Source organism: Sporolactobacillus laevolacticus DSM 442 (assembly GCF_000497245.1).
GTDB classification, from domain to species: Bacteria; Bacillota; Bacilli; order Bacillales; family Sporolactobacillaceae; genus Sporolactobacillus; species Sporolactobacillus laevolacticus.
Genome location: NZ_AWTC01000013.1, coordinates 182,772 through 199,358, shown reverse-complemented (window position 1 = coordinate 199,358; position 16,587 = coordinate 182,772). Strand labels below are relative to the sequence as shown.

Below are 16,587 nucleotides of genomic sequence, written 5' to 3'. Positions count from 1 at the left end.
CATGCCGTTGAGCGAGCAAGAGAAACCCTTACTTCAGGTCAAAAATCTAAAAAAGTATTACCCGATTAAAAAAGGCGTCATTTCCAGGACTGTTGGCTATGTAAAAGCTGTGGATGATGTAAGCTTTGATATTTATCCGGGCGAGACAGTCGGGCTTGTCGGAGAGTCGGGATGCGGGAAATCCACAACTGGACGTTCCCTGGTCCGGCTCGAAGATCCAACAGCTGGACAAGTTATCTTTCAAGGGAAGGACCTGGCGAAGATTTCCAATAAAGAAATGCGGAAATTAAGGACAGAGTTGCAAATTATTTTTCAAGACCCTTATTCGTCGCTGAACCCGAGAAAACGTATCGGTGATTTGCTTGCTGAGCCGCTGATCGCTCATAAATTGGCGACAAGAAGTGAAGCAGATAAAAAAGTAAATGAAATTTTGGAAATTGTCGGTCTTTCAAAACAATACAAAAACCGCTATCCACATGAATTTTCAGGTGGACAAAGGCAACGAATTGGTATTGCTCGCGCGTTGATGCTTCATCCGAAATTGATCATTTGCGATGAACCGGTATCGGCACTTGATGTTTCCATTCAAGCGCAAGTGCTCAACTTGCTGAAAGATCTTCAAAAAGAATTGAAGCTGACTTATGTGTTTATTGCTCATGGACTGGGTGCGGTCAAATATATTAGCGATCGAATTTGCGTGATGTATCTTGGACGAGTTATGGAATTTGCAACAACAAAAGAAATTTTCGAGCACCCATTACATCCATACACAGAAATTCTGCTCAATGCATATCCGATTCCAAACCCGCACATGCGGGATCGAAAGCAGATTGTGGTTGAAGGCGATGTACCGAGTCCCGCCAATCCTCCGAAAGGCTGCGTTTTCCATACACGCTGTCCGTTCGCAAAAGATATCTGCAAAGAAAAAATTCCGACACTGACCGGCAAAGGCCATACAGTCGCTTGCCATTTTCCACTTGAGTCAGTCAATGTCTGAAAGGAGGATTATCAGTGCTTCAATACATTTTTCGACGCATTTTAATTGCCATACCTGTGCTTTTTGGCGTTACCATACTTAATTTTTTCATTATCAATCTTGCTCCGGGTAACCCTGTAGACATGATGGTCAATCCATCTGCAACGCCTGAACAGCTCGCAATGCAAAAACATGCACTTGGATTAGATCAGCCTGTTTGGTCACAGTATCTACACTGGCTTGTGCAATTGTTCCATGGCAATCTGGGATTCTCCTACTCAACACGTGAACCTGTGACTCAGATTTTGGCATCACATATAGGCCCAACGGTCTTGCTGATGGGGGTTTCATTAATCGTTGGTTACTTAATTGCCATCCCACTCGGTATTGTCTGTGCGAGAAAGCAAAACTCATGGATTGATTATTTGGTTACAGGATTCTCGTTTTTTGGAATCTCGGTTCCGCACTTCTTTTTAGGACTTGGCGTTATTTATGTCTTTGCAAGCAAGCTCCTATTATTTCCAACGGGAAGCATGAATACCCTTGGCGGCGACGGGAGCCTGATGGATACAATTAATCACCTTGTGCTTCCTGTTGCTGTACTTGCGACCGGAATTGCCGGGAACATGGTGCGTTATGTCCGCTCCAGTATGCTGGATGTTCTTGGGAAAGATTATTTGAGAACGGCGAAGGCCAAAGGATTGTCTCAGTTTATTATTACGAATAAACATGCACTGAGAAATTCGCTGATTCCGATTATTACTGTGATCGGGATTGACATCCCAATGCTTATCGGCGGTGCAATTGTTACCGAACAGGTCTTTCAATGGCCGGGATTGGGGCTGCTTACCATCCAATCGATCACATCTCGGGATTATTCAACACTGATGGCAATAAACCTGCTTGCAGCAGTAACCGTGCTTGTTGCGAATCTGCTGACAGATATTCTGTATGCCGTCGCCGACCCAAGAATCAGGTATGACTAAGGAGGAACGGATGACATGGCGATGAATTTAAACCCAAATAAAAACGTTCCGGAAACGGAAGGCCTGAAGAGCTCGGAGCAGATTCTTCTGCAGCTTGGAGAAGAAGAAAGCTACCTGCACATGGTTATGAGGCGTTTTTTAAAACACAAATTGGCAGTTGCCGGACTTATTGTTTTTGGATTAATTATTCTTATTGCTGCGCTGGCTCCGGTTATTTCGCCTCATGATCCGAATAAAATTTTCGGTGAATTTGAAGCTGCGCCATCAGCAACACATATCTTAGGAACTGATCCAGTTGGGCGCGATGTGATGAGCCGCCTGATCTATGGTGCACAGGTATCAATAGCGGTTGGTATCGGCGCTGTTGCTATTTATGTAGCTCTAGGCATTGTTCTCGGACTAGTTGCTGGATACTTTGGTAAATGGGTGGACATGCTCATTATGCGTCTTACTGATATCTTTATGTCCTTTCCTTATTTCATGGTTATTCTCGTATTGGTCAGTATCATCGGACCAAGCTTGTTTAACATCACATTTGTCATTGGTCTTCTCGGTTGGCCTGCCATTGCCCGCTTAGTCAGGGGCAGTGTGCTCTCAATAAAAGAAATGGACTATGTAAAGGCAGGTGTTGCACTCGGCTACTCAACGCCGAAGATCCTTTTCCAGCATATTCTCCCTAATGCGCTGGCACCAATTCTTGTTAATGCAACTTTTGGTGTGGCGTCGGCGATCATTATGGAGGCTTCATTAAGCTTCCTTGGTATGGGCGTACGGCCACCGGCAGCCAGCTGGGGAAACATGCTTACACAGGCTGAATCCATTACCGTGCTCTCATCGCAGCCATGGCTTTGGATTCCACCGGGCTTGATGATTTTACTTGCTGTTCTCTCGATTAACTTTATCGGTGACGGCCTCCGTGACGCTATTGAGTCACAGAATGCAAAATAATCAAACAATAAAGGGGATGCAAACAACAATATGAACAGACAAAAATCAATTTCAAAACGCATTTTGAAATATGTGATCACATCCTTCATGGCATTGTCGCTTGTTCTGCTAGCAGCATGCGGCGGAGGATCCAGTTCTTCTTCAGGAAGCAGCAAAGGAAAAGACACCATTTATCTTGGTATGGTGAACCCTCCTAGTGGATTCAATCCAATCAACACAAGTGACATTGCAGGACAATTTGCTATTCGCGTGATGCTCGACTCATTCCTTGACATGACATCACCGCTGAAATTCCAGCCTAAGCTGGCAACATCGATTGATACAACCGATAATCAGACGTATACCATTCACCTGAATCCGAAAGCAAAATGGACAGATGGCAAGCCAGTTACAGCTGACGATGTTATTTTTACGTTCAACTTGATCGCAAACCCGAAATCAACCGTTGCTGTTGGTTCGAATATTTCAACGCTTGAAGGGCTGGACGCAAACGGAAAGTTGACCGGTGGAAAAACATCAATTCCTGATTTGAAGAAGATTGACGAACATACGGTATCTTTCAAAACAAAGACACCGGTTGACCCAAATTACATTAAAGAAATGATCGGTACGAAAATCATTACAATGCCTCAGCACGTATTGAAAGATATTGCACCTGCAGACTTTGCAAACAGCAAATACGCTCAGGCACCTAATGTAACAAACGGACCGTACAAATTTGTAACATACAACAAGAATACGTACATTCAATACAAAGCAAATAATAGCTACTATCTTGGCAAGCCTAAAACACCTAAGTTCTTCATCAAGATTATGCAGGCTCCGAACCTCTTGAGTGAACTGCAAGCCGGCACGATTCAAGCGAATGCTTCCGGCGGTATTGGGAACCTTCCGTTCCAAGATGTTGATACAGCTAAGAAACTCAAGAATGTAACAACAGAAATTCACCCGCAAATCGGATTCCAGACAATGGAATACAATACGAAAACACTGCCTAATCCGAAAATCCGTCAAGCAATTGCTTACGCGATTGACCGTCCACAAATCGTAGACAAACTGCTTAAAGGAAATGGTGAGATTATTGACGGACCATATACATCACAAAGCCCTTACCTCGATAAGAGCACGAACGTGATTAAATATGATCCTAAGAAAGCGAAACAAATGCTGAAGGATGCTGGCTGGGATTTCAACAAGACACTGAACTTCGTTGTTCCGATTGGAAACAAAGTGCGTGAACAATCAGCCGACATCATCGTTCAGAACTTTAAAGCAATTGGTGTAAAGGTTAAAGAAACGACTTACGACTTCCCAACAATCATGCAAAAAGGTGCAGCAGGTGACTTCGACCTTCTTCTAATCGGATTCACGTTCAACATTGACCCTGATGTTTCTGCACTGTATGGACCAAACGGCGCATATAACTTCATGAAATATGAAAATCCGAAAGCTACCAAGCTGATTGCTGATGGTAAATCACAACCGGACAGCGCGAAGAGAAAGGCAATTTACAGCCAACTCCAATCGATCTGGGAAAAAGATATGCCTGTACTTACCCTGTACTCAGACAATGAAGTTGTTGTAAAGAGCAAAGATCTTGCTTATGGCGGTGCTTCTTCTTACTGGCCAGGTACAGTTGCAGACTTCCAGAAATGGGCTTATAAGAAATAAGCATAGGTTCTGAAGCCATGCAAATTATCTAATCATATGTTTACACATTTAAACAGCTGCTCTTTTTGAGACAGCTGTTTAAATTTTAGTTTTGTTAAACTTGCCTGTTGATTTTTGCTCCATGTGCTCGCATCAACAGGTGCGACCGCGGGCGATCCGCGAGCCTCCTCGCTCGGGTACCTCGCTGCGGGGTCTCGCCTGGCTCGCTGGTCCCGCAGGAGTCTCGCACCTTCCGCTCTAATCAATAGAGTATCAACATTGAGATTTAACACAGCCAAAATTTGATCAATTCTATTAGTGAAATTTTGAATAGGGAAGCGATTTGATGACTACAAGTAATAGACAAGATCTAAAGGAAAAAGTAATCGCTCAAGCGGATCAATCGGTTGAGACACTGTATCGTTATTTACGCCTGACATCTGTTTCAGCACAACATTTGGAAATACCGGAAACCGTTCAATTTGTTGCTGATTTGCTGAAAAGTGTTGGCGGAGAAGTTAAGATACTTGATGACTTGGGTGGTAATCCGGTTATTTACGGATTCTTTGCCGCGGGAAGCAAAGGAAATGCGAATAAAACATTGCTTTTCTACAATCATTACGATGTACAGCCGCCGGATCCGCTTGATGAATGGGAATCAGAGCCGTTCGAACCTTCTCTTAAGGATGGAATTCTCTATGCACGTGGAACGGCAGATAATAAAGGCTCATTGATGCTTCGCCTTGCAGCAATTAAAGCGCTGGAACAGGCTGACGGATTACCGTGCAACATCAAGTTTCTTATCGAAGGTGAGGAAGAAATCGGGAGTCCGAATCTTCCGCGCTATTTGAAGGAATACGCTGAACTCTTTAAAGCGGATGCATGCATCTGGGAATTCGGAAGCAAAGATGCTCAGGAACGTGTCGAACTCTATGCGGGAATCAAAGGCTCCGCATACTTCGAATTGTCGACGAAAAGTGCCTCAATCGATATTCACTCATCGCTTGCAGCAGTCATTGATAATCCGGCATGGCGATTGGTTCAGGCACTAGCAAGCATGAAAAATCAAAATAATGACATTACGGTAGAAGGCTTTTTCGACGAAATTGAAGAACCTGATGAAGCACTGATGGAGATCGTACGCGCCTTGCCATTTGATAAATCCGGACTAACTGGTCCTTTTGGATTAACTCGGCCGCTCATTACAGAAGCACGCGGCGAGAATCCAAGAGATGCGCTGATGCTTTATCCGACAATGACCATATGCGGAATGGTCAGCGGATATATTGGTGAAGGGGCGAAGACGGTTCTTCCGAAAGAAGCGAAAGTAAAAATTGATTGTCGTATGGTTCCAGGACAGACAGGTGAACATTTACTTGCCTGCTTCGAACGTCATCTCGCTCGTCATGGATTTTCTGATGTAAAGGTGGAACTCATTGAATCACAGCGTGCGTATCGCTCTGACATTACTGATCCGTTCCTTCATTTGGTAAAGAAAACAGCCGAAGAAGCGTATGGTTCAGAAGCTGTTCTTTATCCGAATTCACCGGGAACCGGTCCGATGTATCAATTTAACGAATGTCTGCAACTGCCGATTGTCAGTACAGGTGTTGGCTGGGCCGAATCCAAGGCACACGCGCCGAATGAGTCAATCCGAATGAAAGATTATGCTGATGGATGCCTGCATATGGCCTATTTACTGACCGATTTTGCAGCTGAATAAATTGATAACAAAGGAGAATTAGTTTTGGGACTTATCGATGAAATCAAAACATTAATTTATGAAAAAAGAGACCTCTACCAAAATCTGAGTGAAAAGGTTTGGGATTTTGCAGAATTACATTTTGGTGAACAGAAGTCCTCTGAATTACTGAGCATCGCACTTGAAGAGGAAGGATTTACGGTTGAACGTGGCGTTGCTGGCCTGAAAACCGGATTTATTGGCAGCTACGGCGAGGGCAAACCGGTGATTGCCTTTCTTGGTGAATTTGACGCGCTTGCCGGACTTAGTCAGAAACGAGATAAGACAGTGCATGATCCTATTGTGCCAAACGGAAACGGTCATGGCTGCGGCCATAATTTGCTTGGCGTCGGCTCACTTGCGGCCGCTTTTGCTGCTAAAGAATACTTGGTGAAACATCAGCTTAAAGGCACTGTGCGCTTTTATGGCTGCCCTGCTGAAGAAAGCGGAAACGGCAAAGCTTATATGGCGAGGGAAGGCTGTTTCAGTGATGTCGATGCTGCATTCTCCTGGCATCCGGATTCCAAAAATGCAGTACAACATTTGTCGTCCAACGCGGTTATTGAAGCACGTTTTACCTTTAAAGGGGTGAGTGCGCACGCCGCCGCTCTTCCAGAACTCGGACGCAGCGCGCTGGATGCTTTGGAACTGATGAATGTCGGCGTCAACTATTTGCGGGAGCACATGGCCGACAAAGCTCGTGTTCATTACGCTGTAACGAACACCGGCGGCGTGTCGCCGAATGTTGTTCAGGCGATCGCGGAGGAACGATTTCTTGTCCGATCCCCGAAACCGAATGAAGTAAAAGAGCTTTTCAAACGCGTTGTCAATGTGGCCAAAGGCGCAGCGCTGATGACCGACACGGAAATGAGCTACGAGATTGAAGGCGGATGCTGTAATTTGATTCCAAATAAGGCGCTTCACCAAGTGATGACTGGCTTTATGGAAGAGATCGGTTATCCAGAACCATCGGAAAAGGATCTTGCCTTTATCAAAGATATTTATGCATCGCTCGGCGATAATGAAAAGAACTTTGCCAAAAAGTTCCTGCCGCCTGAACAGCGTGGAACGATTGATGAAAAACCAATTGCCGACTGGGTTCTTCCATGCCCAGATCAGGATACGTTTATGGAAGGTTCCACAGACGTTTCCGACGTCAGCTGGAATGTACCAACAGCCCAATGCTTCACGTCAACTTGGGCATTTGCGACGGTGCCGCACACATGGCAAGTAGTCGCCCAAGGCACCCAGGATTTTGCTTTAAATGCTGCACTATATGCCGGGGAAGCAATGGCATGTACAGCTCTCAAAGCATTGGAAGATCCGGAATTACTTGCAGAAGCGACACGCGAATTCAAAGAAAGACTGGACGGCGAAACTTACAAATGCCTGATTCCGCCGGAAGTGACGCCGCCTGTATATTAATTGACGCATTGCGGTGACTAAACAAGAAAAAGTGAATTAGGCTTAAGAAATCAATCGTTTGCCAATACATTAAAAAAGTGTAGATTGACTTAATATGTATGCAAGACAGTACTTTTCGAAATAGTAAAAAGTGTTTAGACTCGTAAACTTTGAGATATAGGGTTTACGAGTTTATTATTTATCAGTCCTATTGAGAAGTACGAATTTTTTAAAATCGTTAATGGAGAGGTGGATTTGTATGTATATTCCAAAGCACTTTCAAATCGATGATGAAGACGCTATTTATGAAGTTATTAAAGAAAATGGTTTTGCTACACTATTTTCCCAGCATCTGGGGAGTCCCTGTGCAACTCACATACCATTGACCTTGGATAAAGAAAATAAATATTTGTATGGACACTTTGCTCGGCCAAATGAGCAGTGGCAAGACATTGAAAAACAAGAAGTCCTCGCCATCTTTCATGGTCCGCATTGTTATATTTCGCCTTCTTGGTATGAAACGGGGAGAGCGGTTCCTACTTGGAATTACGTTGCTGTTCATGTGTATGGCTATGTAGAGATTCTAGATGGTGAAGAGTTAATGGGGGCTTTACGCGACTTGGTATTAAAGTATGAAAATCAGAAGAGTTCCTATCAATATGATCAGATTGATCCGCAATTCATTAAAGGAATGACTAGGGGACTTGTGGGGTTCAAAATAAAAATTGATAAAATTGAAGCGAAAGCAAAATTAAGTCAAAATCATTCAGTTGAGCGTCTTGAATGTGTGATTCAGCAATTAGAACAATCCAAAAGTGAAGATAGCCGAAAAATTGCTCACCTAATGAAAGAAAATCTTCGAAATAAATCTTAATTACGTGAGGTAAAGTACAAAATAGTATTTATTAACAAATATCAATCCCGCCAATTATAGATATTATTCATGCAAATGATATGTTTTTGAAAGAATTTTTCTTCAGAAGTGGAGAAAAGTTCTTTTTTTTTGCATGAAATTGGCTGTGACCGCGCAATTTAAGAAAGTGATGTGGGCGTAGAAGTGCTGATGAGCACAAGCGCCGGCTGGTTCAGGTAAGGAAAACATGCCTGGCGGAGGCCAGCGTACCTGCCCTCCGGGACGTTGTGTCCAACGCGGAAGGGAGAAGACATTGTATGCGACATAACGAACGGGAAAATTATTTAGTTATTAAAATCATAATTGTCCTTTTGTTTCTTGGGTGCGTGATCTCAGCCGTTCTCAGCTTTTTTCCCGGCAAGCAAACAGAAACAAATGTTCAGACGGTGAATGCAGAGCACCATACGCGCCAGCAGGAACGGATTGAGCATGTCTTTTTCAAAAAGCCTGAATTAAAGGGATATTTTGATAAAGAGCCGAAAGTTGCACATAAATTATTCAAAGGCATTCATTCCATTGACTTTACGTTTGGCGTGCTTCCGGATACCCAGTATTACAGCCGATCCCATCCGGACATTTTTAAACGGATGAATCAGTGGTTTGTCTCCAATCGAGATTCTTTGAATTTAAAATATATCTTTCATTTAGGCGATATCGTTAATAATTTTGATCAGCCTTACCAGTGGAAAACAGCTGATAAAACGATGCGGATTTTAGATGATGCCAAACTTCCATATGGAATTATTACCGGAAACCATGATGTTGGCTTTCAAAAGAATTACAGGCCGTTTTATCATTATTTTGGTGACGATCGCTATATGTGGAATCCATGGTACGGCGGGTCTTATGAGAATAATAAAGGCCATTTTGACCTGATCAATGCCAATGGACAGAAGTACATTATGCTTGGTATGGGCTGGGGCATTGGCGGTCAGGAAATTTCCTGGATGAACCATGTGCTGCATGTATATAGGAAGAGAATCGCAATTCTTTTTGTTCATGATTATCTTGGGAGCTATGGAAAGCGAACCGTTCAGGGACAAATGCTCTTTGAAAAAGTTGTGCAACAAAACCGAAATGTACGCATGGTTATGAATGGACATTCTTATGGTGCGGCGAGGCGTGTTGACGCTATTGATGATAACCGTGATGGAAAACCAGATCGTAAAGTGATGCAGATTTTATCAGACTATCAGTCGGTAAAAGGCGGACAAGGCTACATTCGTGTGATGGGATTTGATCTCACACACGACAAAATCTATGTGCGCACATTCTCTCCTCAAGTCAACCGTACACACGCGTTCAAGAAAAATAAAGACAATTTTACGTTCAGCTTTGATCTTGATCAGGACACAAAAAAGAGCAAGAAAAAGCGTAAAAATAACTAAACACCCAATCGGCAACTTATGAGGGTTTCAGATCGGGTGTTTCATGTACGGAAAAAGCAAAATAAATGTGAATTTATGGTTTGGGGGAAGTGAACGAATCGCTGTTATTTCAGCGAATACGTGTAGCAAACCACGGATTCTACTTGCTTGAATCCTTCGTGAGTATATAACGTCTTTGCGCGTTCATTCTCGCCATTCACGCACAAAATTGTGCTGGAATACCCTTTTTCACAGGCGAAATTCAGTGATGAGCGGAGCAATGCTCTGCCTAAACCTTTGCCTTGGTATTCAGGGATGATCGCCAGCGGTCCAATGTTCATAATTGACGCGTTCTCATACTCATCATCTGCACCTCTGACAATGCCAACAGCCTTGCCGTTATGATAAAGAATTAACATTCCGTTTTCCAAATAATCGCTTTCCGAAATCATTTTTGTCACCATATCAGGAGTGACCGGTGTTTCACTGCCGAGCAGTTTCGCAAATCCCGCATTACGCACCTCTGCCCAGACTGCCTCATCTATTCCCGGACGGAAAGCCTTAATTTCAAAACCTTCTGGTAAGATGACGGGAACTGGATTCACGTTTTTCTTAACCAAAAGAAATGAATAGCGCCACTTGTTAAACTGCAGTTTTTCCATAATGTTGATCAATTCGGTGTTTATCGTTGGAAGAAACAGGGAAAGTTCATCTAATTCATCTGTATGACCGATAATTGCGTTCAATAGCAAACGGTAATTCTCTGCATCCGGCTGCTCTGAATGGAAGATTCTGAAGCGGCCTCTTTTGCTTCTGCGGTAATACTCCTCCATAAGCAGAGAAGCGGCACCGGAAATCGTGCCTTGCTCATTGATCAGCACATAGGTCGGATTTTCTTCATCCGGCTTGAAGTTCGCCAGGTCTTCATCATAAAGAAATGAATCATCGACTTCAGCCCGGTACTTTTTACAATAAGCGATGAAGTCATCCAATCGCTTATTACTCAAGAATTCAATGGTCATTGCGATCCCACCAATCTTTTCCTATACACAATCAGTATAAAGGAAACGGGTAAAAAGAAAAATAGGGTGAACATGCATGCAAATTTCAAAAAAATCCCACATAAACTTAATCATTTATTCAAAAAGTTCAGTTAAGATAGGAGAAAGAAGAGAGGATGAATCCTATGAAAAGAAAAGTAACGTACTTGCAATTGGTGAAAAAAAATCAAGAAGAAATTTGGAAGAACAGCAATGAATTAAACAGGATCGAAACGATCATTGATGAGAGACGGATCTCCGGAATGAAAAAAAGCATCAAAAAATAAGGAACGGATAGCTCATCTGATGAAGAGTCCGGATTATAAAGCAGCAGGGTTTTGAAACATTTACCGAACCTTGCTGTTTTTGCGTTTTAGTGATGAAGAAGAACGTGAATTTAAAAAAAAAAATAATCGAGCTCATGAAGATTCGGGAAAAGTCCATAAGGCGGAAATGTATTCAAGTACAAGAGATGCTGTTGCATGGATTCTGATTTTCAACGATGATAGAAATAGAATTGTTGAAAGAGGGAATAACCATGGGAAAATACTTACGACCCATAACACTGTCGATGGCATTCGCACTTATCTTATTAACTGCTCTTTGCGGTGGACAAAACGCCCTGGCGGCGTCGAAAATTCATACCTACACACTCTATGCGGCGAAACCATTTCGTCAGAGCACACCAGGACTGAGGTACATCCGATATCCGCAAGTTCGCGGCCTCTCGAACCGTGCTGCACAGACAAGAATTAATGATACCTTAAAAAACTTTGCGAAAAAGGTAAACGTAGATAGACAGAAGTTTATAAAAAAGAATCCCCCCGTATTCTAGCGATGGCGGCGTAAGCAAGAGCCAATATGGGCTATCTTACAAGGTACAGTATTTCGCACATGGAAAATTGAGCATTGAATTCAGCGAAAACTCTTACTCTGCCGGCGCAGCCCACGATGCTTCATCATTTAAAACCTTTAATTTTTATACAAAAACTGGTGAAGATGTTTCGCTCAAAGCAAATTTTAAAACCAAATCCGCTTATTACAAGGCGAACAACTATGCCCAATTGTATATGAAGAAGCATAAGAGCTATCCGCTTGCCTTTAGCTTGGGCAACAAAGCAACCATATACGGGCACCCTTATTACTGGACTTCAAATGGACTGAAGATTCAGTTCGGGCAATATGAGGTGGCACCCTTTGCGCTTGGCGCACCAACGCTGTTCATTCCGTCGACGTATTTTAAATAGAATGCATTGATGAATGTAATTAATCAACCACTTTAATTCCAAAGGATGAAATAAGACTTGCCGCTTGGAATTGGTTAATTTTTAGTCCCGTTGCCAAATTGACGTCGATCCGGATCATCGTAAACTCACAGCTGGACAAGTTGATGTCCTTAAGTGCCGTTTCGCTGAAGTCCACACCATCTATATAAGAGCGATCAAAGCTCACTTTTTTCATTTGGACATGCTGGAAGGAGCTTTCATTTAGTTTATTTGATTCGAATTTTACATTGGTGAGTTTTGAGTCTGAAAAATTTACATAGGTCATGAGACAGTCAGAGAACTGTGTATCTTTTACACCGGCTTGAATAAAATTTGTACCCAATAGCTTACATGCGGTAAACGTATCTCGATACAAAATTGCTTTCTCAAAATTAAAGTTGGAGAACTCACAATGGGAAAAGGAGCAGTCCAAAATCTCGGTTTTCGAAAAATCATCAAATAAAAACACACAATTAATAAATTGAGCGCCGCTCAGCAGTTTTCGCTCCTGATTGCTGTCGATTTCACAATTTTTTAATACAGCACCTTCTTCGATTTCTTCAAGAAAAATCGTTTGATTTTCAATAGGCTCGATATGGTTCATATGGGGATTCACCATGCTTTCGTTTTCTATTGCAAAACAAATCATTATTGATCTTAATTTATATTATTTCTCATAATGGATTAAAATTGCTTAAAATAAGCCTAGATCCGTAAGACTGTAAATAGATTGACTTGAAGCATAGGAGCGTATATATGATAAAGAACAGAATCCCGAATCACTACTTACTACTATTTTCGTGGATTGTCGCCATTGTCGCAACAGGAGGCAGTCTCTTTTTTAGTCAAATCATGCATTTGGTTCCGTGTACGCTTTGCTGGTATCAGCGTATTCTGATGTACCCGCTCGTCATCAGTCTCGGTATTGCTTATTTAATGAATGATTTTTCGATTAGAAAATATATTTTGCCGGTCTCATGCTTAGGATTTATCCTTGCCTGCTATCATTATATCATTCAGATGCTGCCCCAATTCAATGCAGTGCGGTTTTGCTCGCCTAGCAATCCGTGCGCAGTGAAAGACTTTTCGATCTTTGGCTTTATCACGATCCCGTTCATGTCCGCAGTTGCTTTTTTGCTGATTACACTAATCATGATGCTGGTCAAGTCTGATTCCGAAGAACTTAAGGCTTCAGGATCAGAATCCGAAATCTCGCTGAGAGGGTAACAAGCGAAGTATCTGATAAAATATGGGATAGCCTCACATCTATTCAAATGAGCATATAAAATGAAAACAGCAAGGTTTCCATTCGAACGAAAACCTTGCTGTTTTCATATTTTTTAGAGACATAGTTAATTCAACAATCTTACCTTTGCGCGGCCAGTCGACTTTTATACTTTGTATGGTGAAAGATATCAAATGGTACCGAATAAAATTACATTTAACCGGTCATCAACTTTTGGCAGATTATTTTATTGTTGCTTAGGCAATGTTACACCTGCATCTTTATAGAGAGCTTTCAGGTAATCTATACCCTGTTTCTTGGCAGTTGGTTTACTTTCAACCAGACCGGTATCCGCATTTAAGTAAAACGGCTTATTTTTCCCATGATTTGTAAAATCAAACATGTTCTCTAGGCTTCCGGCCAAGGTATCAAAGGATTGATCGCCCATTCTCCCTAATTTCCAGTTATCTTCAATGAACCGTAAAATTGAGGATTGGTCAGTTAAAGTATTATCAACGAAATTAGATTTGGCGTATGGAGAGATCACGAGCAGCGGCAGACGTGGACCATAACCGGCACGATCCAAATAAGCACCTAGTTTAACTGTACCCGCTTTCCCCGGGCCATTCAATGCATCGACAACCGGATCATTCGAACCATTGACGATCGGAGGCATCACATGATCGTACCATCCGTCTGAATCATCATAAGCAATGATCACTGCCGTGTCTTTCCATGAAGACAGTTGTTCGAGATTATTAATCGTGTTCGTCAGGAATGTTTGTTCATCAAGAGGGTCGGAGTATTTTGCATGTCCATCTTGATAAGCTGGGGCTTTCAAGAAGCTTACAGAAGGCAAATGTCCTGATTTTGCAGCAGTCCAGAAATCGGTTAAATCATATTGGTGATTCGCCTGATCTGTTTTACCAATCATCGAAGGCTTGGAAGGGGTCAGGTGTTCAGGATTTGCCGTGGATTCATAATATTGGAAGGGTTCATGATGTGGAATATAATCGGTTGATGCCCCACCTGCAACATTAGTATGCTGTTCACTTGATGTGTGAAAACCACCTTCAAACCATCCCCAAGTAATCTTCTTCTGATTGAGCATATCGCCAACATTTTTACCCGTCATCTTAGCTGCTTTTCCAACAGAAGTCTTATCAAAGTATGGGTCTATATCGCCGTACATTGTGTCATTATTAATCTTACTGTCTACTACGCCACTGTTGATTAATTCACCGTTTGCATCGCTATTAGCCGTATAAGAAACCGTTCCATGTGTTTGTCCGGAAATGAGATTCAGAGCGCCTGGTGTTGATGGCCCGAAGGTTGTACCAAAGGAATTATCATTCAATGAATAATGTTGCGCATAATTCCATAACCCCGTGACTGTATTTCCATCATAATAATCCAATACAAGATTATTACCATGGCCGCCAAAATCAACAAACTTATCCATCAATCCACCATCAAATGCTTTCTGTTCATCTGTATAACCGTGATCCATATCAGCTGTGACAGCCTGAGTTCGATCAAGTCTCTGAGGATTCGCTCCATTTGGATTGTTGGTGAGTAGCGAGGAACTCAGCCCATTGACTGTCGGGGTATTCGGCGCAGCATGAAAAGCAGGTTCGCCTTTTGGATTCTGTGCATGAGGATAGGTGCCGAAGTAATGATCAAATGAGACATTTTCCTGGAAAAGGACAACAACATGTTTGATCGGTGTTGTCGTACTCCCTTGATCGCTGACGTAGGATTTGTTAGTGGATTTCGTCATTGACTTTGCGGTCGATATCTGAGCATTCGTCAGCGCAAAGTAACTGCCGGTTGCAACAAGTGTGGCGACCAGAATACCAGCTGTCCATTTTTTCTTTAATTTGAGCTTGATCATTTTTTTATCGTCTCCCAATTAAATATTCTGTCACAATTTGATCATAAACTCAAAAGATTAACTATTGATATCTTTAATGTTTTATGAATGTAAAAAGTAAACAACGATTAGGAAAGATGGATTAGTCTAGATGGTACTGTTTCCGAGGAAATAAACTCATAATCTATTTATTTAGTCTTATCAATGTCTGGATGAATCACATTTTTATTATTTTTGCAGACAAATGCCCATGAATTAGTTATACTTATAAAACGATATGCGAAAATACGTTCGCTTTACAACCATTTGAGAAAGAAGGATTCATTATGGCATACTGCAAAGTTCGTCAGGCTGACATCTATTATGAAGATAAAGGAGAAGGAACGCCGATTCTCATGATCCACGGCTATACGCCGGATCATCGCTTACTTAGCGGCTGTATGGAACCTATTTTCAATAAAAAAGGTGGATGGCGACGCATCTATATTGATCTTCCCGGCATGGGATTGACAAAAAACTACGCGGCGATTAATAGTTCTGATGATATGCTGGAAGCTGTATTAGCATTTATTCAAGCTGTTCTTCCAAATCAAGACTATTTAATTGTCGGTGAGTCATACGGTGGTTATCTTGAGAGAGGTATCATCGAAAAGCAAAAGGAACACATACTTGGTGCAGCATTCATATGTCCTTGCATTACCCCGCTAAAAGAAGACCGTTCGATAGAGCCGCATCAAGTGATGAAAATCGATAATCAATTTATTTCTCGTTTAAGTAAGGAAGAGTTAGAGGACTTCAAAGCAAATTCAATAGTTCTCGATGAATATAATTGGCTGCGTTACCGTGAAGAAATACTCACAGGTTGCACGATAGCGAATAAGCAGTTTTTGGAAAAGGTGAAAAATAAATACGCATTTTCCTTTAAGATCGATCAATCCGAATTTAACAAACCAAGCTTGTTTCTTTTGGGAAGACAAGACTCTGCGGTTGGCTATAAGGACGCACTTAAAATCATAGACAAATACCCGAGAGGCACCTTTGCTGTAATGGATATAGCCGGTCACAATTTACAAATAGAACAACCTCAGCTCTTTAATTCGCTCATCAGTGAATGGTTGGATCGAGTGGCAGAAACCACGGAATAAAAACTTTTCACAATGTTCTGCAGTGGTCCAGCAACATTTGATGATTGGAGTGTT

The 16,587-nt window shown here is 42.1% G+C and carries 15 protein-coding genes; 12 read left to right on the top strand and 3 right to left on the bottom strand.

Going from position 1 to position 16,587, the window contains the following annotated elements; genetic code table 11:
- Nucleotide 1: 1 nt before the first annotated feature.
- The 8 genes from P343_RS31875 (at nt 2) to P343_RS0119045 (ending at nt 10,006) form a co-directional block, all read left to right on the top strand.
- The gene (locus P343_RS31875) at nt 2–997 is read left to right on the top strand and encodes an ABC transporter ATP-binding protein (RefSeq protein WP_031264118.1); all 996 of its coding nucleotides are present in this window, start codon (nt 2–4) and stop codon (nt 995–997) included.
- Between the two features lie 14 nt (nt 998–1,011).
- Complete coding sequence (locus P343_RS31870) at nt 1,012–1,962, top strand: ABC transporter permease (protein ID WP_023510942.1); 951 nt, start codon at nt 1,012–1,014, stop codon at nt 1,960–1,962.
- 15 nt (nt 1,963–1,977) lie between these two features.
- Entirely contained in the window at nt 1,978–2,910 is a 933-nt protein-coding gene (opp4C, locus tag P343_RS31865) for an oligopeptide ABC transporter permease (RefSeq protein ID WP_023510941.1), read from the top strand.
- Nucleotides 2,911–2,940: 30 nt separating this feature from the next.
- Nucleotides 2,941–4,581, top strand: coding sequence for an ABC transporter substrate-binding protein (locus P343_RS31860; protein ID WP_023510940.1), 1,641 nt, complete (start codon nt 2,941–2,943; stop codon nt 4,579–4,581).
- Nucleotides 4,582–4,906: 325 nt separating this feature from the next.
- Nucleotides 4,907–6,283 (top strand): M20/M25/M40 family metallo-hydrolase, encoded by a 1,377-nt coding sequence (locus P343_RS31850; protein WP_023510938.1) that lies wholly within the window; start codon nt 4,907–4,909, stop codon nt 6,281–6,283.
- Between the two features lie 24 nt (nt 6,284–6,307).
- Nucleotides 6,308–7,726 carry a M20 family metallopeptidase gene (locus tag P343_RS31845; RefSeq protein WP_023510937.1) on the top strand — a complete coding sequence of 473 codons (1,419 nt, stop codon included), beginning with the start codon at nt 6,308–6,310 and terminating at the stop codon, nt 7,724–7,726.
- Nucleotides 7,727–7,964: 238 nt separating this feature from the next.
- Entirely contained in the window at nt 7,965–8,579 is a 615-nt protein-coding gene (locus tag P343_RS31840) for an FMN-binding negative transcriptional regulator (protein ID WP_023510936.1), read from the top strand.
- A gap of 296 nt (nt 8,580–8,875) precedes the next feature.
- On the top strand, nt 8,876–10,006 hold the full coding sequence (locus P343_RS0119045) for a metallophosphoesterase (RefSeq protein ID WP_023510935.1): 1,131 nt from the start codon (nt 8,876–8,878) through the stop codon (nt 10,004–10,006).
- Nucleotides 10,007–10,110: 104 nt separating this feature from the next.
- Here P343_RS0119045 and P343_RS31835 read toward each other — a convergent pair whose 3' ends face one another.
- Nucleotides 10,111–11,007 (bottom strand): GNAT family N-acetyltransferase, encoded by an 897-nt coding sequence (locus P343_RS31835; RefSeq protein WP_023510934.1) that lies wholly within the window; start codon nt 11,005–11,007, stop codon nt 10,111–10,113.
- Nucleotides 11,008–11,171: 164 nt separating this feature from the next.
- Here P343_RS31835 and P343_RS36975 point away from each other — a divergent pair, with 164 nt between their 5' ends.
- Together P343_RS36975 and P343_RS31825 are read left to right on the top strand one after the other, a co-directional pair.
- Complete coding sequence (locus tag P343_RS36975; RefSeq protein ID WP_168371037.1) at nt 11,172–11,312, top strand: FbpB family small basic protein; 141 nt, start codon at nt 11,172–11,174, stop codon at nt 11,310–11,312.
- Between the two features lie 615 nt (nt 11,313–11,927).
- Entirely contained in the window at nt 11,928–12,272 is a 345-nt protein-coding gene (locus tag P343_RS31825; RefSeq protein ID WP_023510931.1) for an RsiV family protein, read from the top strand.
- A gap of 19 nt (nt 12,273–12,291) precedes the next feature.
- Here the strand turns inward: P343_RS31825 and P343_RS31820 are convergent, their stop codons facing one another.
- Complete coding sequence (locus P343_RS31820) at nt 12,292–12,894, bottom strand: pentapeptide repeat-containing protein (RefSeq protein ID WP_023510930.1); 603 nt, start codon at nt 12,892–12,894, stop codon at nt 12,292–12,294.
- Between the two features lie 152 nt (nt 12,895–13,046).
- Between P343_RS31820 and P343_RS31815 the strand changes: the two genes are divergently transcribed.
- Entirely contained in the window at nt 13,047–13,517 is a 471-nt protein-coding gene (locus P343_RS31815) for a disulfide oxidoreductase (RefSeq protein WP_023510929.1), read from the top strand.
- A 245-nt stretch (nt 13,518–13,762) separates the two neighbouring features.
- Here P343_RS31815 and P343_RS31810 read toward each other — a convergent pair whose 3' ends face one another.
- Nucleotides 13,763–15,409, bottom strand: coding sequence for a phospholipase C (locus tag P343_RS31810; protein ID WP_023510928.1), 1,647 nt, complete (start codon nt 15,407–15,409; stop codon nt 13,763–13,765).
- Between the two features lie 305 nt (nt 15,410–15,714).
- Here P343_RS31810 and P343_RS31805 point away from each other — a divergent pair, with 305 nt between their 5' ends.
- Nucleotides 15,715–16,533, top strand: a complete 819-nt coding sequence (locus tag P343_RS31805) for an alpha/beta fold hydrolase (RefSeq protein ID WP_023510927.1) — start codon at nt 15,715–15,717, stop codon at nt 16,531–16,533.
- Nucleotides 16,534–16,587: the final 54 nt, after the last annotated feature.

Bases quoted from the DNA above. Each gene is read 5' to 3' on its own strand.
- P343_RS31875 (WP_031264118.1), top strand. From the start codon at position 2: ATGCCGTTGAGCGAGCAAGAGAAACCCTTACTTCAGGTCAAAAATCTA.
- opp4C (WP_023510941.1), top strand. From the start codon at position 1,978: ATGGCGATGAATTTAAACCCAAATAAAAACGTTCCGGAAACGGAAGGC.
- P343_RS31860 (WP_023510940.1), top strand. From the start codon at position 2,941: ATGAACAGACAAAAATCAATTTCAAAACGCATTTTGAAATATGTGATC.
- P343_RS31850 (WP_023510938.1), top strand. From the start codon at position 4,907: ATGACTACAAGTAATAGACAAGATCTAAAGGAAAAAGTAATCGCTCAA.
- P343_RS31840 (WP_023510936.1), top strand. From the start codon at position 7,965: ATGTATATTCCAAAGCACTTTCAAATCGATGATGAAGACGCTATTTAT.
- P343_RS0119045 (WP_023510935.1), top strand. From the start codon at position 8,876: ATGCGACATAACGAACGGGAAAATTATTTAGTTATTAAAATCATAATT.
- P343_RS31835 (WP_023510934.1), bottom strand. From the start codon at position 11,007: ATGACCATTGAATTCTTGAGTAATAAGCGATTGGATGACTTCATCGCT.
- P343_RS36975 (WP_168371037.1), top strand. From the start codon at position 11,172: ATGAAAAGAAAAGTAACGTACTTGCAATTGGTGAAAAAAAATCAAGAA.
- P343_RS31820 (WP_023510930.1), bottom strand. From the start codon at position 12,894: ATGAACCATATCGAGCCTATTGAAAATCAAACGATTTTTCTTGAAGAA.
- P343_RS31815 (WP_023510929.1), top strand. From the start codon at position 13,047: ATGATAAAGAACAGAATCCCGAATCACTACTTACTACTATTTTCGTGG.
- P343_RS31810 (WP_023510928.1), bottom strand. From the start codon at position 15,409: ATGATCAAGCTCAAATTAAAGAAAAAATGGACAGCTGGTATTCTGGTC.
- P343_RS31805 (WP_023510927.1), top strand. From the start codon at position 15,715: ATGGCATACTGCAAAGTTCGTCAGGCTGACATCTATTATGAAGATAAA.